Origin of the sequence: Pseudomonas quasicaspiana, assembly GCF_021147825.1 — a bacterium.
GTDB classification, from domain to species: Bacteria; Pseudomonadota; Gammaproteobacteria; order Pseudomonadales; family Pseudomonadaceae; genus Aquipseudomonas; species Aquipseudomonas quasicaspiana.
In genome coordinates, this window is record NZ_JAGTPI010000001.1 from 172,642 (window position 1) to 194,948 (window position 22,307).

Annotated in this window: 17 protein-coding genes and 1 tRNA gene; 12 read left to right on the forward strand and 6 right to left on the reverse strand. The window is 56.0% G+C overall.

The window, feature by feature from the left end:
- Nucleotides 1–133: 133 nt before the first annotated feature.
- Nucleotides 134–694, reverse strand: coding sequence for a hypothetical protein (locus tag KDX30_RS00805; protein ID WP_027899066.1), 561 nt, complete (start codon nt 692–694; stop codon nt 134–136).
- Between the two features lie 248 nt (nt 695–942).
- Between KDX30_RS00805 and pbpG the strand changes: the two genes are divergently transcribed.
- A complete protein-coding gene (gene pbpG, locus KDX30_RS00810) occupies nt 943–1,878 on the forward strand; it encodes a D-alanyl-D-alanine endopeptidase (protein ID WP_099268792.1) in 936 nt (311 codons plus the stop codon).
- Between the two features lie 73 nt (nt 1,879–1,951).
- Here the strand turns inward: pbpG and KDX30_RS00815 are convergent, their stop codons facing one another.
- The 5 genes from KDX30_RS00815 to KDX30_RS00835 form a co-directional block, all read right to left on the reverse strand.
- Entirely contained in the window at nt 1,952–3,385 is a 1,434-nt protein-coding gene (locus KDX30_RS00815) for an NAD-dependent succinate-semialdehyde dehydrogenase (RefSeq protein WP_099268791.1), read from the reverse strand.
- Nucleotides 3,386–3,512: 127 nt separating this feature from the next.
- A complete protein-coding gene (locus KDX30_RS00820; protein ID WP_122703713.1) occupies nt 3,513–4,397 on the reverse strand; it encodes a DMT family transporter in 885 nt (294 codons plus the stop codon).
- 171 nt (nt 4,398–4,568) lie between these two features.
- On the reverse strand, nt 4,569–5,111 hold the full coding sequence (locus tag KDX30_RS00825; protein WP_231674677.1) for a cupin domain-containing protein: 543 nt from the start codon (nt 5,109–5,111) through the stop codon (nt 4,569–4,571).
- Nucleotides 5,112–5,144: 33 nt separating this feature from the next.
- Nucleotides 5,145–7,403 carry an ATP-binding protein gene (locus tag KDX30_RS00830; protein ID WP_231674678.1) on the reverse strand — a complete coding sequence of 753 codons (2,259 nt, stop codon included), beginning with the start codon at nt 7,401–7,403 and terminating at the stop codon, nt 5,145–5,147.
- Between the two features lie 631 nt (nt 7,404–8,034).
- Complete coding sequence (locus tag KDX30_RS00835) at nt 8,035–9,660, reverse strand: NADP-dependent glyceraldehyde-3-phosphate dehydrogenase (RefSeq protein ID WP_231674679.1); 1,626 nt, start codon at nt 9,658–9,660, stop codon at nt 8,035–8,037.
- 159 nt (nt 9,661–9,819) lie between these two features.
- On the opposite strand from KDX30_RS00835, the gene KDX30_RS00840 reads away from it, so the two are divergent.
- The 11 genes from KDX30_RS00840 (at nt 9,820) to KDX30_RS00890 (ending at nt 22,179) form a co-directional block, all read left to right on the forward strand.
- Nucleotides 9,820–9,895, forward strand: a tRNA-Asn gene (locus tag KDX30_RS00840).
- 189 nt (nt 9,896–10,084) lie between these two features.
- On the forward strand, nt 10,085–10,954 hold the full coding sequence (locus KDX30_RS00845) for a ParA family protein (RefSeq protein ID WP_231674680.1): 870 nt from the start codon (nt 10,085–10,087) through the stop codon (nt 10,952–10,954).
- Nucleotides 10,951–12,297, forward strand: a complete 1,347-nt coding sequence (gene dnaB, locus KDX30_RS00850) for a replicative DNA helicase (protein WP_231674681.1) — start codon at nt 10,951–10,953, stop codon at nt 12,295–12,297. Before KDX30_RS00845 ends, dnaB begins: the two co-directional genes overlap by 4 nt.
- Nucleotides 12,294–12,473 (forward strand): hypothetical protein, encoded by a 180-nt coding sequence (locus tag KDX30_RS00855; protein WP_027899057.1) that lies wholly within the window; start codon nt 12,294–12,296, stop codon nt 12,471–12,473. The genes dnaB and KDX30_RS00855 overlap by 4 nt, the downstream gene beginning before the upstream one ends.
- Nucleotides 12,457–12,666, forward strand: coding sequence for a hypothetical protein (locus KDX30_RS00860; protein WP_231674682.1), 210 nt, complete (start codon nt 12,457–12,459; stop codon nt 12,664–12,666). The genes KDX30_RS00855 and KDX30_RS00860 overlap by 17 nt, the downstream gene beginning before the upstream one ends.
- Entirely contained in the window at nt 12,663–12,881 is a 219-nt protein-coding gene (locus KDX30_RS00865; RefSeq protein WP_049826795.1) for an Arc family DNA-binding protein, read from the forward strand. The genes KDX30_RS00860 and KDX30_RS00865 overlap by 4 nt, the downstream gene beginning before the upstream one ends.
- Nucleotides 12,881–14,539, forward strand: coding sequence for a ParB family protein (locus tag KDX30_RS00870; protein ID WP_231674683.1), 1,659 nt, complete (start codon nt 12,881–12,883; stop codon nt 14,537–14,539). Before KDX30_RS00865 ends, KDX30_RS00870 begins: the two co-directional genes overlap by 1 nt.
- 37 nt (nt 14,540–14,576) lie before the next feature.
- Nucleotides 14,577–15,131: a DUF2857 domain-containing protein gene (locus KDX30_RS00875; protein WP_231674684.1), complete on the forward strand. Its 555-nt coding sequence runs from the start codon at nt 14,577–14,579 to the stop codon at nt 15,129–15,131.
- Nucleotides 15,131–16,459 carry an STY4528 family pathogenicity island replication protein gene (locus KDX30_RS00880; protein ID WP_231674685.1) on the forward strand — a complete coding sequence of 443 codons (1,329 nt, stop codon included), beginning with the start codon at nt 15,131–15,133 and terminating at the stop codon, nt 16,457–16,459. Before KDX30_RS00875 ends, KDX30_RS00880 begins: the two co-directional genes overlap by 1 nt.
- Nucleotides 16,460–17,230: 771 nt before the next feature.
- Nucleotides 17,231–20,476 carry a DUF726 domain-containing protein gene (locus KDX30_RS00885; RefSeq protein ID WP_231674686.1) on the forward strand — a complete coding sequence of 1,082 codons (3,246 nt, stop codon included), beginning with the start codon at nt 17,231–17,233 and terminating at the stop codon, nt 20,474–20,476.
- The gene (locus KDX30_RS00890; RefSeq protein ID WP_231674687.1) at nt 20,476–22,179 is read left to right on the forward strand and encodes a LeoA/HP0731 family dynamin-like GTPase; all 1,704 of its coding nucleotides are present in this window, start codon (nt 20,476–20,478) and stop codon (nt 22,177–22,179) included. The genes KDX30_RS00885 and KDX30_RS00890 overlap by 1 nt, the downstream gene beginning before the upstream one ends.
- The last annotated feature ends 128 nt before the right edge of the window (nt 22,180–22,307 follow it).

Consider the following 22,307-nt stretch of genomic DNA (forward strand, 5'->3'; position numbering starts at 1 on the left):
CACAGCCCGGCCCGGCGCCAGGCTGGTAGTTCGACCGGCTGAAACTCTCTGAATTGTGCGTTGCTCCGCACACCCTCTTGCCCGCATTGGTCCCCTGATGCGGGCTTTTTTACGTCTCTATATCCTGCCGATATCAGAGACGCTCCGCCATTGCAGCATTGACCTGACAACGGTGGGCGAGTTTCTGCAGGCGCTTTTCCATACTCATGAACACCACCCGATCCGAACGACCACTTTCCAGCTCGTCGATAAGGTCACTGGCCACCTGACGCAACTCGTAGGCAATCACCACGCGGTCGTCATTGAGGTCATGCTTGTGGGACTCGAACAGGCGGTGCAGATAGTTCTCCAGAACATACTTCATGCGATGCCGGTCGGTAGCACGCAGGTGATTCAGGCTCAGATTGATTTTGCCCAGCAACTCGCTGAGCTCTCCACACAGATACTGCATGCGTCTGGCGTACCCAATCTGCCCGTCGCGCATGGCTTTGCGCTGCACTGCAGCTTCCTGACTACGCTGGATGCCAGGAACGGCAACGGCAACCATCATGCCAATAATCAAGCCTGTTGCCTGTACCCAGCCCACCCAGTCTGCGGGCCGCGAGAAGAAACCTGCACCCATCAACAGAACCGCTATTGCACCGGCAACTATCACTAAAACAACGTAATCCTTGCTGATAAACCCTTTGGGCATTACGCGACTCCTTCGGCCTGTATTGGCAGCTATCGATGGCATGGAATGCTAATCGGTGCGGGCGCTGGATACCATGACTATTGTTACCGAGGACGATTTTTCAACCGCTGGGGCAAAACTTAAATCTTACATTTATTAGTGAAACTCCCTACAACAACCATCGACAGTGGTCAGGCCTCCTCATAAAATGCCGAGCAGTTTCTCTACCCCGTGTGAATGCCACACTCCACTCTTAGTGAGCCTCGCTCTTGAAAATTCGTCTTCATATTTTGGGCCTTTTATTTGCACTTGCAGGCCCGGCACTTTCTACCAGTGTCTCCGCGAACGACCCTGCCCCACTTAATCGTGATCCTTCTCTACTTCATCTGGCATCCGGCAGCGCGATGCTCGTTGACCTGCAGACCGATAAAGTTTTGTATTCCAGCAATCCAGACGTCATCGTACCCATCGCCTCTGTGACCAAGCTCATGACGGCAATGGTTGTACTGGACGCCAAACAGTCCATGGATGAAGTCATCCCGGTCAATATCTCGCAAACGCCAGAAATGAAAGGCGTGTTCTCGCGAGTCAAACTGGGCAGCGAACTACCCCGCCGTGAAATGCTGCTGATCACCTTGATGTCTTCCGAGAACCGCGCGGCTGCAAGTCTGGCCCATAGTTATCCGGGCGGCTATGCAGCGTTTATTCTGGCAATGAATGCCAAAGCCAAGGCACTGGGCATGAAACATACGGTGTATGTCGAGCCGACCGGTCTCTCGATCTACAACGTTTCGACTGCGCGCGATCTGACCAAACTGCTGCTCGCGTCGCGTAAATATCCGGCCCTCAGCGAGCTGAGCACCACGCCGGAAAAAACCGTCACATTCCGCAAGCCAACCTACAGCCTGGGCTTTAGTAACACTGACCACTTGGTTCGTAAATCCAACTGGGATATCAAGCTGACCAAGACCGGCTTTACCAATCAGGCTGGTCACTGTCTGGTGCTGCTGACCAGCATGGCCAATCGTCCTGTCGCGATGGTGATCCTTGATGCATTCGGCAAATACACTCACTTTGCAGATGCAAGTCGCATACGCCAATGGATGGAGACAGGCAAAAGCAATCCGCCGCCCGCCGTCGCGTTGCAGTACAAGAAAGAAAAGAATCTGGTGATGAAGCAGCAAGGGCTACAAGCTACCGAGTGACCCGTCAAAATCACACGTAAAAAGGCCGCCAGCTCCTCAGGGAACTGGCGGCCTTTTTGTTATAGCCAAGCGCTTAGAGGTTGAACTGAGTCACCAGCTTGGTGTTCAGGTAAGCCTCGATTGCCTCGGTACCACCCTCAGAGCCGTAGCCTGAATCCTTGATGCCACCGAACGGGACTTCCGGCAAGCCGATGCCCTGATGGTTGATTGAAAGCATGCCCGCTTCAATGCCAGTGCTCAGCGCGTGAGCAGTCTTCATCGATGTGGTAAAGGCATACGAAGCCAGACCAAATGGCACTCGATTGGATTCGGCAATCGCCTCTTCCACGGTGTCGAACGGCACCACCAGGGCAACAGGACCAAACGGCTCTTCGTTCATGATGCGCATTTCAGGGGTCAGACCACTGAGTACAGTCGGTTCGAAGAAGTAGCCAGGCCCCTCGATAGCTTTCCCGCCTGCGTTAAGTGTTGCACCTGAAGCTTTAGCGTCATCGACCAATGCAACCAGCGCCGGAATACGACGATCATTGGCGACCGGCCCCATGGTTACCGTCGAATCGAGGCCGTTACCGACCTTGATTTCCCGGGTCAGCCCAACGAATTTCTCGATAAACGCTTCGTATACACCGCGCTGAACCAGAATACGGGTCGGCGACACACAGACCTGACCGGCGTTGCGGAACTTGGCAGTTGCCAGCACGCGCGCGGCGAGGTCGACATCCGCATCGTCAAAAACCAGCGCCGGTGCATGACCGCCCAACTCCATCGTTGCGCGCTTCATGTGCTGCCCGGCAAGCGCGGCGAGCTGCTTGCCAACCGGAGTCGAGCCGGTGAATGTCACTTTGCGAATGACCGGGTGAGCAATCAGGTATGAGGAAATTTCTGCGGGGTTTCCGTACACCAGACCAATGACACCGGCTGGCACGCCGGCATCTGCGAAAGCGCGGATCAATTCAGCAGGTGATGCCGGGGTTTCTTCCGGAGCCTTGATGATGATCGAGCAGCCTGCCGCCAGCGCGGAAGACAATTTGCGCACGATCTGGTTGATCGGGAAATTCCACGGCGTGAACGCCGCGACTGGTCCTACAGGTTCTTTGACGACTTTCTGCTCAACGTCTGCGCCGCGGGAAGGAACCAGACGGCCATAACTGCGACGCCCCTCCTCGGCCAGCCACTCGATTACGTCCGCACCCGACAGTACTTCAGCGCGGGCTTCGGCCAACGGCTTACCCTGCTCCTGCGTCATGATCCGGGCAATGGAATCTGCGCGCTCACGCAATAAATGCGCGGCTTTTTGCATCGTTTTGTAGCGATCGTAGGCGGAGGTCTTGCGCCATGTCGCGAAACCACGCTCGGTGGCCGCCAGTGCTTCATCGAGGTCAGCAATGCTGGCGTGTGCAACAGTGCCCAGTTGCTGGCCGGTAGCGGGATCAATGACTGGCTGGGTGCGACCATCCTGGCCTGCACGCCATTGACCGTCGATAAAGAGCTGAACATCAGGATACATAGCGATTCTCCAGTTGCATTCGCAATACAAGAAATGTGCTTTTCAAAAGCGCTACGAGTTCAATGGGGGCGCGATGGTGTATATCAAGGCATTTCACCCCATCGCTTTTCGGAAAAGTCCGAATCCATCAAGTCCTGGTTCGTTGCTGCCAGGCCGCAGCAAGCCCACTCAGGCAGATGACGGCGATGCCCAGTTGCGCAGTCAACGAGGGCGCATGACCAAACACCAGGTAACCCAACAAACCTGCAAACACGATCTGGCAGTAGCTGAACGGCGCCAGCATCGCGGGCGCGGCATAACGAAAAGCCTGAGTCAGCAGCAAGTGAGCAACCATCCCGCACGCTCCCAGCGCCAGCATGAACGGCAGATGCTTGAGTTCCGGCGCAGTCCAGAAAAACGGCAGGAGTGCGGTCATGACCAGGCTGTTGAACAACCCTGCAAAGAAATTGCTGGTGGTCGGGCTGTCATGCGCGCTGACCATTCGGGTGAGCAGTTGATAGGAAGCAAATAACGTCGCAGATCCCAGAGGTAGCAGGCTGGCTGGAGTAAACAGCTCTCCGCCGGGGTGCACAATAATCAGTACGCCAACAAAGCCCACAAGCACTGCTGCCCATTGTTTACGCGTGACATGCTCTCCCAGCAGCGGCACTGACAGGGCAGTAATCAACAGCGGCGCAAGAAAGTTGACGGCAGTTGCCTCAGCCAGCGGGATGTACATCAATCCGGTGGTGAACAACAAACTGGTGCCCAACAGGCACAACGCACGCATTATTTGCAGCTTCAAGCGCTTGGTACGCAGCACCCGCAGGCCTGCCGAAGGCATGAAAATCCCGGCCATCAGTAGCGTATGCACTACATAGCGGACCCAAACGACCATGAAGATCGGATAAAACCCGGACAGGTATTTGGAAATGGTGTCGTGACTTGAAAACAGAAATGTGGCCAGAACAATGAGCGCGATGCCCTTGAGTGGCTGGTTGACGCCGGATAGTGGCGTGCTGACGGTACTCATCTAGTTTCCTTGGCATGGCAGAAAACAGTCGCCTATTCAGATGCCGAACGACAGCGCATCCGATATCCCTGAATAGCGTATGAAGGAAAGAATATAGAAGCCGCCCCGGTAATCCAAACAATGCCGCGGCTAATAACGAAATTAACTGACTGGCCGGTCCGATCGGGACACTCAAGTCCAGATCCGTAACAAGGCGCCTCTCGCTCCGGAAAGCGGATCGGCCGCAGGCAATGGGACCTCGGAAATACGCTGCCGGGATGCACTCAATGCAGCGTGGTCGGCGCGCTGGATGTCGTACCGGCTCTGATTGGACGGGTAGCCGCCCACTACCAGAAAATCGTCACTTCGCTCCAGGCAACAGTGACCGGTGCCAGCAGGCAATACCAGAACATCTCCTGACGCTATCGTGACTTCCTGCCCGCGCTTGCCACCAAGCATCACCCGCGCCGCGCCGCTGGCAACCCCGAGCACTTCATGGGCCGTGGAATGATAGTGGTGATAATCAAAAATCACGTCACGCCATAACGCTGGCCAATGATTATGGGTAAAGAGACGTTCAAACCCGGCAGCCGTGTCGGCGCTCTCAAACGATACTCCCCGGTACACCAACACCGGCAATCGACTGTTAGGGACCTCTCGGTCCTCTTCAAAAAACAGCTGCTCGGGTGCGCGTGAAACCATGATGGCTGCTCCTTGCCGGATGGGATAATCCATGTCGACTCCTGCCGATCACCGATATTGCCAGCGTCAGACAAGCGGACATGTTTGAGAGGCAACCAATGGCACCGTGAAGCTGAACTCGCTTCCCTGGCCCAACTGGCTGCTAACCCAAAGATCGCCACCATGGGCCTTGATGATGCCCATCGAGATGTACAGCCCCAAGCCAGTACCACTCGGATTGCCTTGCCTGGTTCGCCAATAACGCTCAAAGACATGAGGCAGGTGCTCCTGAGCAATACCCGCCCCCGTATCAGCGACGCAGAACCTGACGTACCCCCCCTCTTTTACGGCCCTGACCCCGACGCGGCCTTCCCTTGGGGTGAACTTGATGGCATTGCCAACCAGATTGGACAACACCTGAAATAACCGCTCCGGATCGGCAGAAATCTGCAGGTCTGGCTCAGAGACAAAGCTCAGCTCGATAAACTTGTTCAGCGCCAACGGCGCGAGAAGTGAATATCCCTCTTCGAGTATCTGGCTGACATCCATCGGCTGAGACGCGATGGAGTAGCGACCCGCTTCGATCTTCGACGTATCCAGCAAGTCCTCCAACAAATTCGTCATCCGCGTCGTCGCCCGCTGCATGGTATCGATAGCAGAGTTGACACGCTTGGACGAGGGGCCACTATCGGCACCTATCAATCGCTGCATCATGCCGCACTGCATGACAATGACCGTCATCGGGCTACGCAGGTCATGAGAGACCACCGCAACCAGCTCGTCCCGCGCGCGAACCGCGTCCTGCTCTCGCAACACTTGACGAGCCAGGTCCGTTTCCAGCGCTGAGCGCCGCAAATCGGCTGCGGCGAACAGGTCGCCAGCGCTCCATCGATGCGCCTTGCCATTGACCTGTTCTTTCCAGATTTCAAACGACTTGCGCGGCTGGAGTCGGTTGCCGCCTTCGGTTTGCGAAAGCTCCATAGGCTTGCTGGGGTCACCGCTCCAGTTGACACTTTCCTTGACCTCGGGGCGAAACCAAAGCACCGCATTGTCCACCGGCTTGGGTAAAGTGAAACTCAGCAACCCACTCGCGACATCCTGATATTCATGCGCATCGGGAAAGTCTGCACTCAGGCTGGCTGACTCATAAATGCCGACAGGCTGCTGTTTAACCCAAGCGTAAAGCGTCTGGATTTGTTCATCGCCCGGGCACGCCCCCCAGGTATGCAAGCGATCTTCAACCAATACCGCAATGCCTGATGCGCCGGTCAGCGCCATCAACCGCTCAGGATTTTGCGCCAACGCCTCCAACACATCCTGCTGCGGTGCCAGGCGCATGGTTTGTACAAGCTCAGCGAGCATGACCTCTTTCTTCTGCCGCTGCTGGGCAATTCCGGCTTCCTCAAGCGCGCTGATCTGCATCGACAGTACCTGACCAATACTCTGGCAAGCTGCACGCAGGCCGTGCGGCACCAGCAGGGGCGTACGATTTCCGCAACTGATCAAGCCCCACAGGCGATCGTCCTTGAGCAGCGAAATACTCATTGAGGACTGCACGCCCATGTTCTTCATGTATTGGCAATGAATCGGCGAAACACTGCGCAGCAACGAATGAGTCATGTCCAGTGGCAGTAATGTGTCCGGGCGCAGTAACGGGACCAGTGGCACGGGCATATATTGAGCGTCAGGAATGATGCGTAGCCAGTTGAGACGGTATAACTCCCGGGCCTGGCTCGGAATGTCGGACGCCGGAAAAAACAGACCGTTGTAGGTGTCCATTCCCGGACTTGAAGCTTCGGCAATGACCTGACCGTGCCCTTCCTCCTCGAAACGATAAATCAGCACCCGCTCATAGCCGGTCATCGCCTGAATCTCGCGGACACTTATTTCGTAAAGTTCTGCGAGAGACTTTGCGCCTTGCAAACGACGCAAGGTCCTGCCCAGGCCGCGATCCAGATGTTGCATGCTGGCCGAGGTGAGCTCGCTGGGATTTTCAATCTCCAGCATCAACACCCCATCGTGACGATGCATGGTGCAATCCACCCACTTTCCGCCATAGGCCAGAGAGAGTGGGTTCACCTCATCCAGAGAGCTGGCAGCCGCTGCACTGCATATTTCCTGCGCCTGCTCATTGCCCAATACGACGTCGAGTTCCTGACCGGCCAGTTCCGATGCGGCACGACCGAAAAGCACATCAGCATTTGCACTGATTTGCTGCACGATCCAGGTGCTCTCATTGACAGCCAGCAACACACCGTGAGGCTGAATAGCCCCCGGAATCTGGATAGGCTCATGATCACAGTTGGCCAGCAACCGATCAAAGACATCACCGTCGTCAACAATCATCACAAAATCTCCGCCCGCCTCACACGCAAGCAACATGAACAAAGGTAGCAAATACGGCGTTATCGGCCCGCCTGATCTCAATATGAACGTCGTGTAGAAATTAGCTTTTCGCTTTTGATGCCGACCGGTAATTAATCAGACCCGACAAGCCACACCTGCCAACATTCATCACTGGATCCACTTTTCATGCTCGATGAATGTTTTTCCACTGACGTGTAATTACTGCAATACGGACGGCTGTAATTTTTACAGAGCCTCGATGACATGTTCAAAAACCTTAGCGTTGGAGTGGACGCTAATGTGGACCGCCCCTGCGCTGAGCCAGAAAAGTCTGCGAAATGCCCGCGCATGAGGGTGTTGATTGCCGTATGGAGAGATTTTCTTCGAACAAAAATCAGCGCTCGTCACCATGGCACACGAACGAGTTCGACGCACCGTTATATTTCCCAGTGCCGGACAAGCATGTTCGCTCTATCAAAACGCCGGACACTTTACAGCATCGAACTGACGCAGCGAATCATATCAAGTCAATTTTTTGGTGTAGCGATTAAAGCTGCACTTAATTAGTCACTCACCATGAGCTCGTCAGGCCGTTACGTTTATCGCTCCCGACGAGCTCACTAACAACCCGTCAGAAAATATAGTCAGTGGTGAGAAAACTGGACTCGCGATTGCGGATGATGTCGCTGATCAGCGCTTTGTTCGTGTCCTGAAATTTGGTCGCGACCAGCGTGCGGATCGAGAAAACACGAAGTGCGTCGTGAACCGACAAGGTACCTTCAGCCGAATTTTTGCGACCATTGAAAGGGAATTGATCCGGTCCGCGCTGACACTGTGCGTTGATGTTGATGCGCCCTACCTGATTGGCAAAAGCATCGACCAGCCGCCCAACCTGAGCAGAGTCATTCCCAAAGATGCTCAGTTGCTGACCGAAATCCGAGTCCAGTACGTAATCAATGACCGACTCAATATCCCGATACGGCACAACAGGAACCACCGGACCGAACTGTTCTTCGTGGTAAACCCGCATTGCCGACGTCACGGGATACAGCACTGCCGGATAGAAGAACGTTTCATTGACCTCCCCGCCACCCTCATTGACGACGCGAGCGCCCTTGCTTACCGCATCGTCAAGCAAACCTTTCAAGTAATCGGTCTTGCCCGGCTCAGGTAATGGAGTCAGCGATACACCCGGCTCCCACGGCATGCCAGCTTTCAGCTGAGCGAGTTTCTGCTGGAACTTCTCCAGGAAGCTATCGACCAGGCTCTCATGCACAAACAGAATCTTCAGCGCCGCGCAGCGCTGCCCGTTGAAGGAAAGCGATCCAGTGATCGACTCATTTACAGCGTTATCCAGATCCACATCCGGCAACACGATGCCCGGATTCTTCGCATCCAGACCCAGCGCAGCACGCAAGCGATGTGGCTTGGGGTGCAGCTTCTTGAGATCACTGGCTGCCTTATTGGTCCCGATAAACGCAAACACATCTATCTTGCCACTGGCCATCAAGGCGCTGACCGTTTCTCGACCGCTGCCGTAGATCACATTGATGACGCCAGGCGGGAAACTGTCCCGGAACGCCTCCAGCAATGGCCGAATCAGCAACACACCAAACTTGGCGGGTTTGAAGACGACGGTGTTACCCATGATCAGAGCCGGGATGAGCGTGGTGAAGGTTTCGTTCAGCGGATAATTGTAAGGTCCCATGCACAGCGTTACGCCTAAAGGCACGCGTCGAATCTGACCGAGTGTGTCCTGCTCCAGCTCAAAACGACTGGAGCGACGATCCAGTTCCTTGAGGGCATTGATGGTGTCGACGATGTAGTCGCAGGTACGGTCAAACTCTTTCTCGGAATCCTTGAGGTTCTTGCCAATCTCCCACATCAGCAAATTGACCACCGCCTCACGCTGCTCTCGCATGCGCTTGAGAAATGCCTCGACGTGCTGAATGCGCTCGACCACCCGCATCGTCGGCCATGCACCCTGCCCTCGGTCATAAGCCTGAACAGCCGCCTCCAGTGCAGTCATCGCGGTTGCCGAGTCGAGCAACGGCGTACTGCCAAGAATCACCGACTGGATACCATCAGCAGCGCTGAGACACACCGGACTGCGCACCGGCGCGAGCGGCCCCTGCCAGAGCTGCAGCGTACCGTTGACCAGATACTCCCGCTGCTCGATGGCCTTCTCGGGACGATACTGCTCAGGGATTTGCTCAAGGGTTGGAAATAGTGTTTCAAGACGATTGCTGGCAGTCACTTCTTTCACCTCACTGGAAATCAGTCATAAGGAGCAAGCCAACTACACTACGCCAAAGCCCACCACCTTTGGAAACCCACCTCTCCAAGCTACTGAATAGTAAAAATATTTTCGGCACACGCTTGACTAATCCAATTGAAACAGTAACATAGCGCTCATTCCGCGATAGCTCAGTTGGTAGAGCAAGTGACTGTTAATCACTGGGTCCCTGGTTCGAGTCCAGGTCGTGGAGCCACCTTCAAGAAGCTGTAGATTCAAGGGTTTGAACAGGTAGTGTAGGATTTTTTACCGCGATCACTGACTTTGTCACTGAAACGCTGAAAACCTCCAGAAAACACCCAAACCCTCTACTGCTTACCTCTAGATACACTTCAGTTCGTGAGTCAAAGCGCTGTCTCTAATCATTCGACTAGAGGCAAGCATAATGACAATCGCATCGGTCCTTTCGACCAAAGGCGGCCCTGGCAAGACCACGGTAACCGCAAATCTAGGCGCTTTCTGCGCCGACGCTGGCATCCGCACCCTCCTCATAGATCTCGATACGCAACCCTCGCTGTCCTCGTTTTATCGCCTTGAGCATGAAGCGCCCGGCGGCACTTACCAGCTCATATCCCAAAACAACACGCGTGCCGATCAGGTCATTTCACGGACCTGCATCCCCAATCTGTCACTGATCCTCTCCAACGATCCCCATAACCAGCTCAGCAACATGCTGCTTTACGCGGCTGACGGGCGCCTTCGCTTGAAGAATCTGGTGCCTGCGTTTGCCGACGACTTCGATCTGATCCTGATCGACACCCAAGGCGCGCGATCGGTGACGCTGGAAACCGCGCTGTTGTGCTCCGACCTCGCGATCTCCCCGATCACGCCGGACATGCTGGCTGCCCGGGAGTTTTACCGCGGCACTCAGCAATTGCTTAAAGACCTGGAACCACTGTCCTCGTTGGGCGTGCACACGCCACCACTGAACATCGTCATCAACAAACTCGACGCCACCAACGATGCGAACCTGATTTATCAGTCGCTAGTGGAGACCCTGGCAGACCACCCGCAGATCAATCTGCTGAACACCACCATTCCGGCTGCAGTGAGCTTTCGCCGAGCTGCGACCGAGGGCACGCCTGCACATCGGCTTGAATACCGCCAACCGCAGAATCGCAGATCTCCAGCAGCTTTTAGCGTGATGAGAGCCCTCGCCTCTGAGCTGTTCCCGCAGTGGCGTGCGCATTTCAACAAGCTGGCCTTCGACACGCTGGGCGCTCCGATTAACGACGATCAGGAGCTTGCCTCGTGAACCTGACGGATCTGGTACCACCTCATTCGATTGAAGCCGAACAAGGCGTGCTGGGCGGGCTGCTGCTCGATAACAGCGCTTGGGATCTCATCGCCGACACGGTCAGCGCACAGGATTTTTTCAGGCGCGAACACCGACTCATTTTTCAAGCGATTCAGAGTCTTGCTGCAGCCAACCAGGGATTCGACGTCGTTACGGTGGCCGACTCCATGGCGGAGGTGCCCGAGGCTGGAGGGCTCGGTTATCTCAGCGAGCTGGCCAAGAACACGCCGTCGGTGGCCAACATCAGCGTCTATGCAGGCATCGTTCGCGAGCGCTCACACCTGCGGCAGTTGATCCTGCTCGGCCACGAATGCAGCCGCAATGCTACGGCTGCACAGGCTAAAAGCGTGGAGGTGCAGGAAGAGTTCGAGCAGAAGCTTTTTGCGCTGGGACAGGGACACGCCCCCAACAGCTTCATCGACGTGAACGAGACGTTGATGAAAGTGCTGGAGCAGGTCGACTTCAACTTCAATCACGGCAATGGCGTTACAGGCGTACCCAGCGGCCTCGTGGATCTGGACCAGAAAACCGGAGGATTTCAGGATGCGGATCTGGTCATCGTCGCGGCCCGCCCTTCGATGGGCAAAACCAGCTTCGCGCTTAACATCGTCGATGCGGTACTGGCTCAGGATCCGGCCAACAGCGTGCAGATCTACAGCCTGGAAATGCCTGCCCAGGCGCTGATGTACCGCATGATCGCGATCCTGGGACAGCTGGACGTCGCCCGACTCATGCGCGGCCAACTGGAAGATGACGACTGGGCCAAGCTCACCGCAGGCGTCGCAAAGATCAACCAGTATGGCGAACGCTTGGTCGTCGACGACAGTTCTGGTCTTACCCCGACAGCATTGCGCGCCCGGGTGCGGCGCGCAGCAAGGCGTTACGGCAAACCACGGCTGATCATGGTGGACTACCTGCAACTGATGCAGTGCCCCGGTAAGGAAAATCGCAACCTGGAGATCGGCGCCATCTCCGCCGGCCTTAAAGCCGTGGCCAAGGAATTCAACTGCCCGGTCATCGCCCTCTCCCAGCTCAACCGCTCCCTGGAGAACCGCCCCAACAAGCGCCCCCACAACGGCGACCTGCGTGAATCCGGCGCTCTGGAGCAGGACGCCGACCTGACTCTTTTCATCTACCGGGACGAGGTTTACCACCCCGACTCGGAAGACCAAGGCATCGCCGAACTCATCATCGGCAAACACCGAAACGGACCTGTCGGGATAGTGCGCACCGCATTCATTCCCGCGCAGACCCGCTTCGTCAATCTGGAAGCCAGGGATCGGCAAGGAGCATCAGCATGAACAAAAGACCCGTGCCCCGCGGAAGCTGCAAGGACTGCATGAGCGAGTTTGCCCTGCACCGGGCCATAACACGCATAAGCGACCCACAACTGAACGACGAAGAACTGGATATCTACACCTGCCCGGAATGTGGCAGCTATGCAGTCGAGGAGGAACACCATGAAGAGCAGCACTAAGCCAATTAGCGATGACCTCTGCACCGTGGTGTTTCGCCTGAAAAACGGCCGGGCCGACGCCAACCGTTTTGTTTACGCGCTCGCCTGCCGAGTACAGCAATGGAAAGACGTTGAAGTCGTCAGCCTGGACGTCGGTGAGTGGCACTACCAGACACTGGCAAACCAAGGATCGGAACAAGGAGAAGCGAAATGAGCAGCCGTAAACAGGACAAATTCGTTGTGCGCTTTTATGAAGCCGGCTTGAGGGATCAGATCGCCGACATAGCCCGCAACTCGCAGCGCTCCATGAACGCCGAGATCATGTTTCGCCTGTTCCGCAGCTTCGAGCTGGAACAGGAACTCAAGCGCGCCAATGCCGTGATCGACCGCCTGACCTGTGATCAGCAGGCGGCTGAGGGTGGTGCCTGATGGCTGCCAAATCTCCCGATCCAGAGACAATCAAGAGCAAGCTGCTACAGGGATCGTTCATGAATAACGGCCCTGTGATGTCGCAGCTCTCCGACCCCGTCGCAGACACGCCGATGGTCATCACCCTGGACAAACTGCGGCCCTACGAACACAACCCGCGCATCAATCGCAATCCGCTGTTTGATGAGCTCAAGGCCTCGATCAAAAGTCGTGGCCTGGAAGCGCCGCCGCCGATTACCCGGCGGCCCGGAGAGGAACATTTCACAATTCGCAACGGCGGCAACACGAGGCTCGCGATCCTCAACGAGCTCTGGAGCGAAACCAAAGACGAACAGTTCTTCAAGATTCACTGCCTGTTTCGACCTTGGCCCAAACGAGGCGATATCGTCGCCTTGACCGGACACCTGGCCGAGAACGACATGCATGGAGAGCTGACGTTTATCGAGCGGGCGCTGGGGATCGATCAGGCCAAGGAGTTTTACGAGCTGGAGGCCGGTCAGCCGGTCTCCCAGCGAGAGCTTGCACGTTTACTGGGAGCCGATGGGTACCCGGTTTCTCAGTCACACATCAGCAAAATGCAGGACGCGGTGCAGTTTCTGCTACCCGCAATCCCTGCGCTGCTGTTCGCCGGGATGGGCAAGCCGCAGATCGAGCGGCTCATATCACTCAGACGCAGCGCCGGGAAAACCTGGCAGCAATACACGCGAGACCCCGATATAGATTTCAGCATGTTCTTCACCGACATCCTGAACTGCTTCGACGGCAAGCCCGACTTCAGCTTCGAGCGGTTTCAAGATGAGCTGATTCATCAGATGCAGGAGCCACTGGGCAAGGAATACAACTGGCTCAAGCTCGACATGCTGGAAGGTAAAGGGGCTGAGAAGGCCCCGCCTGCTAAAGATGTGCCGCCAACTCCGACGAAGACTACTGTGCCTGCGCCCTCCTCTGGCTCATCCGGAGAGTCATCGACGGAGTCACCTCCCGACAACAGCAAACTCACTGTAACGCCTAAACCTGAACCAGATCCGCTGCTGCAATCTGATGACACGCCGGACGGCGAACCACTCTCCGACGAAGATCAGCAGGCACTGATTCAGAGCCATATCATCACCCCGATCGCAGGGCTGACGCCGCGCACTCAGGCCATGAAACGTCAATTGGCGCAGGCAACAGGCGAACCGATTCCGGACTTTGAGGAGGCCTGCCTGCAGGCCATCCCCGTGCAGGTCGGAGGCCTGCACCCAGTCTCGGATCTCTGGTACATCGAACGGCAGATTGATGAGCCGACCGAGCTGCGCCAACAAATCTTCGGCTTGGCCAGCGAAGTGGCTGACGAAGTCCAGGCACCTGACATCCTCCGCCCCAGCGAATGGGGCATTGGGTTTAGCTTGGTTCCCGATACAACCATCGAGATTGCTCAGGGATCCGTCACTGCGGCAACCATCAAGCTACTGGAGTCCCTCAGCGGCAGCTTCAGCGACGCGACGACCAGTCCATTGGTGCTCTCCGGCGATCTGGGACAACTGATGCTCGGTTGTTCCCGACAGCAATCCCAAGCTGCGTCAGCAAACGACCGCCTCAGCGATCACGCGTTGGTGAAAGTCTTCCGCGTGATGCGCCTGGCTCGCCGCTTGATCGAACTGGAGGCCAGCGCATGAACACCCTCCCCGACATTCCTGAAATGGAGAAACATCCATGGCACATCCACTGAATCTCGCCGTTGCGCTCCAGGTATTGAACGACATGCGCAACGGCCAGTTGCGCAGTTGTCTGGCGATGGGCTTTGCGGAACAGGACCTAAAGGACCTCATCGAGCCGCAGTGCATGAGCGTGCTGGTCAACGCGCCCGTGCCGTGGTTTCGAGTGGTGGTGGACAGCACCGTCGTTCAGCGTTTGCTGGCTCAGGCCAAGGATAACGAAGAGGATCAACTAATCATGTGCGCGCTGCAGAACGGTGCAAGCTCGCCGCTGATTCATGACCTGTTTGGCCTGTCCGCCAAAGAGGTGGCGCTCCGGCGCGCCATGCTTGACCTGCCCAATCGTAAGGGGCGATGGCCAGCAGTGAACCAGGAACAGGAGCGCGCGCTATGGGACCGCTGGAGCAGCCTGAACCGCGAGAATCCGGTGGACCCGCGGGACAGTCGTGCCTTGCTGAAACTCGCAATCAAAATGACCCACAGCGTGCCGCCACTCAACCTGACCATGACCTGGAACACCCTTCAAAGCTGGATTGAACAGGACCTGCTGTGATGCACAACCCGTCACGCAGATTCACGCCGGGCAACCTCGATACGCTGACTGCCCTTCTGGATTCAGCCTCGAACTCGCTGAACGAAAAGCGCCGCGCTGCACCGCGAGAAGCAACGCCACCTGAGCGCGGTATCAAACCACTGACGCCCATTCTCGATACCGAAAATACCGGCATCCTGTTCACCGGCAACCCTCATGAAGCGGTACCCAGAAGGCTGTTGCTGGATAACCGCCTGACGCCGCTGGAGCGTAATGCATGGCAGGTTTTCAGGCTGCTGCTTAACAGCGATGGCCTGACATCCTTCCCCACCTACGAACAGCTGCAGCCCTACCTGGCTGCTTCGCCGTTCAAGGTCGCCTCCCGGGAAACCGTAGCCAAGACACTGACCACATTGCGCCTGACCCGCTGGCTCAGTTTGGCCGGCCGCGTACGTGACGAGGTCACCGGGCAAATGAAAGGCAACATCTACCTGCTCCACGACGAACCAATCAGCATTTCCGAAGCGATGCTGCTCGATCGCGGCTACCTGGAATTGGTAGGTAACTCACTAGAGCACGCGAACAAATCCATCTGCCAGGTCGCTGCCTATACCCTCGAGGAATTTGCCCAGGATCCTGATGTGCGCGAACAAACCATTCCAAGTCGTCTCGACATCATTGGCCAACGTCTTGCCAGGCAGCGCGGCGCCAAGAACACCAGCACGCGTGACATTCCCGCACAGCCATCCGAACGCGGCTCAAACGATTCCGAACTCAGTCAAAAGCATTCCGAACTCGGTAAATCCGCCCCAGTTTGGAATGTCGTGCCACCGGGTTCGGAATCCGAACCCTGCCGTAAACAGGGCGAATTCGACCCGGTTCGGAATCCGAACTCATCTAGTACAGGTAGTAATACAAATACATATGTATCTAAAAGCTTTGTACCGCGCACGGATAATAGGTCTGAATACCCACCCCGCTTCCAGGCATTGCCGCCGGATCAGCGACAGAAAGCGATCGTCGCCATGACCCTACTCACTGATGAATTGTGCAAGAACGTGCTTGATCAGTGGGCCGCACGCCCTGCAGACGCAATGCGGAATCCGTTCGCCTACCTGCTGCGCATGATCGAAAAAGCGCGCAATGGAGAATTTAACTTGATGACACAGCACAAAGCTAGCGCCACTCACGTCAGACATACCGCCCGGCCAGAGGCCCCACCGCCGAAGCCTCACGCTCCGACTGATCAGAGTAAGGCGATAGCAAGCCAGAAGATGGCGGCGATGATGAGTATGGTGAAACAACGCGGAACTGGATCGCCAGGTCACAGTGGCAGGAGGACAGCATGATTCCAGTGGAATCAGCGTGGTGTTTTTGGAATACATACATAAGCTGTTTAATTGCCAAAACCTGACTGCCTTGTTTTTCTGTACTGCCCTGCACTGCCCACTCCTTGTGCTGCACCTAGGAGTACAGGTGCAGTTGGCGACGGGCAGCAAAAACGCCGAATTCAGTCATTCTCAAAGGCATAATTTGAGTCACATGGGCGTCCTCTGCTCGCGTATTGCCGCAGTGCATGTCGATGGCACTTCCATGGGAGTGTCGGTGCAAAGCCGCAAGTATTTAAAATACAAAGCGGCATGGGCAAGCAATGGGCCTATCTGCCCCCTTGAGCCCGCTATAATGTGCAAGCCACAGCCTTCCAGCGCCGGCCTCGGCCTACGGATCACCTGAAAAACCTCCGATATCCCAGCTAGGTAGACTCCCGTCTAGCCAGGTTCGAAGTAGCCATCGACTTCCAAGTCGCATCGCCCAGAGGCTGGAGCTGTCGCTGGCGCCGTCTCTGAAACATAGCGCACGGCCAAATTTGAGGCATTACCAACGCCGCATTGCCAAACGCGCCCTCTTTCAATAGCAATTTGCCATACTCTTAGGGTAGATTAGCCAAAGAGGTGACGCCATCGATCTCACTCCCCCAGAGCAGCACAAGGATGTAGCCATGCCCGCCCGCAATGACGGGTTCCCAGGGACCTGCCCTGTCGCCCCCCTCCCCACGCGCCCGAGCGAATAGGTCTGACAGTCAAACCTCGAAACAGCATGTCCGTGGATAAGGAGCATCCATGCCTCACCCTTTTCAGTTTCAAACCTCGCCATTCGCCGGACCGGACACCACTGAAGCCAACGTTTTTGTCCATGGCTACAGTGCCGGGCATAGCGATGAGGACAAGCAGTTTCTGCTCGAGAAGATCCCCGATCAGCTAAAGCACTACACCAATATCTTTGCGTTCTGGCCTTCGAATCATCTTCTGCGTTTCGACAAGTCTTCGCTTTGGGCACTTGGCGCGGCAGGTATGAATTTCGGCAGAACCATATCGAGTTCGCCCCTATATTCTTTCGGCATCGCGGGGGCGTTCGCCAAGGACCGGCTGGGCAACTTCACTCAGGCCCGCACTCGGGCGGAGCACATGGGAGCAGTGTTGTTTGACCAGTTGCAGGATTACCTGCATAGCAACCACCCGAAGATTAAGACCATCAACCTGATCGGGCACTCGCTCGGTGGGCGGCTGGTTATCAGTAGCCTGAAGAACTTTTCGTATCGGCAGCAGTTGGCTATCAACGATGTGTTACTGATGGCCGCCGCCGTTGAGGTCACCCCTATGGAAGCGCGGCAGTTGCGTGAACGGTTCAAGGGGAGGCTTATCAATGCCTATTCCAAGACAGACAGGACCCTGCTGTTGAACTGGGGTGAAACCTGCCTGGGACGTAACGAGGTCGAGCACTTCGAAAGCATCGAAATGAACGATTTCGGCCACACCGATTACTGGGAACGACTGCCTGAAGTGTTGGCTAAGACTCGTTTCAAAGCCCACGTCCCCGGCTCGTCGGAGCCTGCTCAAGAACCAGCAGAAGAACTCTTGCCACCGCTGGCGCCCGAAGAACTCACCGAAGAACCAGACATGAAACTCGAACTGAACAGCCCTAGTGATGTTTACCAGCAAATCAACGACGAACTGGCACTTATTATCGGTGAACTGAGACATCCTTCGGACGATGAAGCCTTAAACCTAGCCCGTCAGGAGGCGCTTCGGCGGCTGACCGAGCATCGGACGGCACTGTTTGAGCGGCTCGCGGAGCTTGAGAAGAATTCCGAGTGGAACACGTTCACCATTGCCTTCTATGGTGAGACGGGGGCGGGCAAATCCACCCTCATCGAGACCTTGCGCATCCTGCTTCAGGAGCCCGGCAAGCGGGCTAGTCAAGAGGTGTTTCGCAAGCTGCGTGACGAGTACGGGCTGACTGAAGACACCCTGCAGGGGCTGCAACGGAGCATGGAGCAAGCCGAAGTGCGACTTGAAGAACTGAGGCAGCAACTGAGTGCGACAGTGTCGCAGTTCGAACCGCCTTTAAGGGATGCCCGGAGCGCGCTGGACCAAGCCAACGCCCGGTCCAGCGAGGTGAAGCAACGGCTTGGCGGTGCGTTTGAGCTACACGAAAAATCACATAAGGACGCCCTTGCCGCCGTCACTCGCCTGCACACGCTTCTTGCAACAAGCAAAAGCAACGCTTCGCTCTGGCAAAAGCTGTTGAATCTGTTCAGAAAGATGCCGGAAGAGCTTCAGTTGAATGAGGCCACCGCTTCGTTGACCTCGACTACAGCGGCACGGGACAGTGCTGCCGCGACGCTGGATGTCGAACAGACGAAGGCCGAACATGCTCGTGTGGCGATGGAGCGGCAGGTGAGCGAGATCACAACCAGGCGTGACGACGCCTGTGGGGCGCTGTCCGCGCAACAGGCGGAGGCTACGCAGCAGCAGCGAGCGATTAGCAAGCAGCGACTCGAACATGAAGCCCGATTGGAGCATTTGCTAGGGGAGCTACAAATTCACGCTGACGGTCAAATCATCGGTCATGGCTTGAGCGACTTTACCCGCGAGACTCAGCGCTATGAATTCGAGTTGGACGGCCAACCCTTCGCGCTGCTGGATGTACCCGGTATCGAGGGCAAGGAAGGCTTGGTACTCGACCAGATAGAACGCGCTGTCCAGACCGCTCATGCGGTGTTCTATGTAACCAATCAGGCCGCTCCGCCACAAACGGGCGACGGGCATCACCTAGGCACACTGGAAAAGATCAAGCAGCACTTGGGAGCCCAAACTGAGGTGTGGACCATCTTCAACAAGAAAATCACCAACCCCAAGCGCTCATTGATTGACCGCCCCTTGGTTTCCGACGACGAAATCGCCAGCCTTGCCGGGCTTGACCAGAAAATGAGCGAGCAACTGGGCAAGCATTATAAAAATGTGTTTCCGTTGAGCGCGCTTCCTGCCTTTCTCGCCTCGACCGACCATCTTGCGCCGGGATCACAGAATGCCCAGCGCCGCAGCAAAGCGCTTGAGGATTTTGGTGCCGACGAGTTACTGGAAAGATCCCGTCTGCGCCCCTTCCTAGATCTGCTAGGCCGCCAACTGGTTCACAACGGCAAAGCCAAGATCATTCGCGCCAACTTCAACAAGGCCAATGACGCGCTCAACCACACTACCCATACGCTCTCAGCCGTTCAGCAGACTCTGAATGCGCTGTCGGAAAAACTCTCCCAGGAAGAGCAAAGCGCAAAGAGCCAGTTGACCAGCAGCTTTGGAGCGCTGAAAAAACGTCTGGAGTCCTGCGGCGAAACTTTGATCGACAACTTCGCCAGCAAGGTGCGTAACGACGTTTATGCAAGAATTGAAAAAGATATAAGCAACGACTCTTTCAAAATCGCCCTGACCGAACAGCTTGAAGCTCAGCAGGGTCAGTTGAGCAAGCAACTGCCCCTGGCAGTGAACGCAGAGGTCGGTAAATTTCAGAAGGCTGCCGAAGATATTCTCTCCCGTTTTGAAAAACACGCCCAAGAGTTGACCTCAAGCTATGGAAAGCTCGGCAGTATGAGATTCAATCAGCCTTTCAACCTAAACATAAAAATCGACAATGGAATTAAGGTGGCGACGTTGTTGGCCAGCCTTGTCGGTATCGCCGCAGCACCTTTCACCGGCGGTGCCAGTCTGTGGATTGCTGGGGCATCGATACTGGGCGCGCTCATTTCTATCGGCAAAGCGCTCTGGAGTGCGCTCAGTACGGACTACAAGATGTCTCAGCAACGCCAAGCCCTTGATAAGAATCTGCGGAGCGCCACCGCCCAATTGCGTGAAATGCTGCGCGAAAGCCTAGACAGCGCCCTGAGCGAAATGCAGAAGACTATCGACCAGCTTGACCTAGCGCTTGAAGCGCCTGCCAAACAGGCTGCTAACCAGGTGAGCACGCTTTCTCGCTCGACCATCCGCTTGAAAAATCTCTCCCGCCAAATCGAACTCGCAGGAAATCTGTAATGGAAAACACCCTCAAGACGTTCAAGGTTCAGCAGGAAAATGCACTGACGCTGCTGGACAGACTGCAGAATTTCCTAGGCCAGGGAGCACAGGCCGGGGTATCGATTGACCCCGCATTGAGCAGCAAGCTGCAGAATGTCATCAGCAGCGTTTCTGGTGAGAAACTCAAGGTTGCATTGATTGGCGGCTTCTCTGAAGGCAAGACATCGATCGCGGCGGCCTGGATGGAAAAGCTGGACAGATCCAGCATGAAGATCAGCCATCAGGAATCCTCCAATGAGGTGAAAGTCTACGAAGTCGACGAAGACTTCTTACTGATCGACACCCCCGGCCTGTTCGGCTTCAAAGAACAGGAAAATACCGAAACGCACTCCATCGAAAAGTACAAGGACATCACCAAAAAGTACGTGAGCGAATCTCACTTGGTGCTCTACGTAATGAATTCGACCAACCCCGTCAAAGAAAGCCACAAAGATGACCTAACCTGGTTGTTCCGTACTCTGGATTTGCTGCCACGCACAGTATTCGTGCTTAGCCGTTTCGACGAAGTGGCTGACGTAGAGGATGAGCAGGACTACTTGGCCAACTTGAAGGTCAAACGCGAAAACGTAGCAGGTCGGCTTCGCGAGGAGATTTCGCTGACGGACCAGGAAGCAGCGGAGCTGTCCATTGTCGCCGTCGCCGCCAACCCCTTCGACATGGGTGTAGAGCACTGGCTGGCCAACCTCGAGCAGTTCAAGGCATTGTCCCATATCTCCACACTTCAGACGGCAACGACAGGGAAGATTCAGCAGAACGGTGGCAGCGCCGCGCTGGTCAACGACATGCGCGCCAGCGTTATCCGAGACGTGCTCAGCAACCAACTGCCCGTTGCCATCGAGAACGATCAGAAGGTGTCACTGGAAGTTGGCAGGCTCGACGAGCTCAACTCTCGCTTGGGCAAGCAGCTAGCAGCAACCGGGCAGCAAATCGAAGAGGCGCGAATCAGTCTGCGTGATTTCGCTACACGCTACTTCTCCGACCTGATCCTCCAGGCCAAAGGTTGCAGCTTGGAAACCTTCGCGGACTTCTTCGAACGCGAGGTGGGCGCTGAGGGCATTATCCTGTCCACCCGCCTCCAAAATGAATTCAGCCGCCAGACCCAGTCGATCACGCTCGAAGTCGAGAAGATGCAAGTGGGCTTCGACAACGAGGTCAACCACTTCAATACAACTGTCAAAGCCTTGGGCAAGCAGGGCATCAACCACATGCTAAAAGGCAACTTTATCACTAACACAACGGTGCTGGCCGCACGCGATGGTCTCACCACCATTGCCAAGACGGTGGGCGTGGATATCGGCAAGTACCTGAAATTCAAGCCGTGGGGGGCGGTGAAGCTCGCCAAAGGTGCTAATGGCGCGCTAGCCTTCCTCGGCGTGGCCCTCGAAGCCTGGGACAGTTGGGAGCAATACAAGCGCGAAGAAGCGTTCAAAAAAGCCGTCGCGACGATGGTCGGCAACTTTGAACAGCAGCGTCAGGACTTCATCGACCTAGTAAACTCGGAACGTTTCAAGGAGGAGTTCTTCCCAGATTACCTGCTACTCAATACACGGCGCCAAGAACTGCAGAGCAATGTGGATGAAAGCCGTGCACGTCAACAGTGCTTCCAGGCGTGGCGAGTTGAAGCGGAAGCCATCGATGCAGAATTCAAGCGATTGAACTGACCTTACTCAAGCGCCCGTAGCGCTTTGCAGCGGGCGCTTCACGGTCAGGGCTCAAACGGCCAACAGCTGTGCACTCAGCTAACTTTCCATGTTTAGTGCGCTTATACTAGCCTCCCGCCAGTATGTGG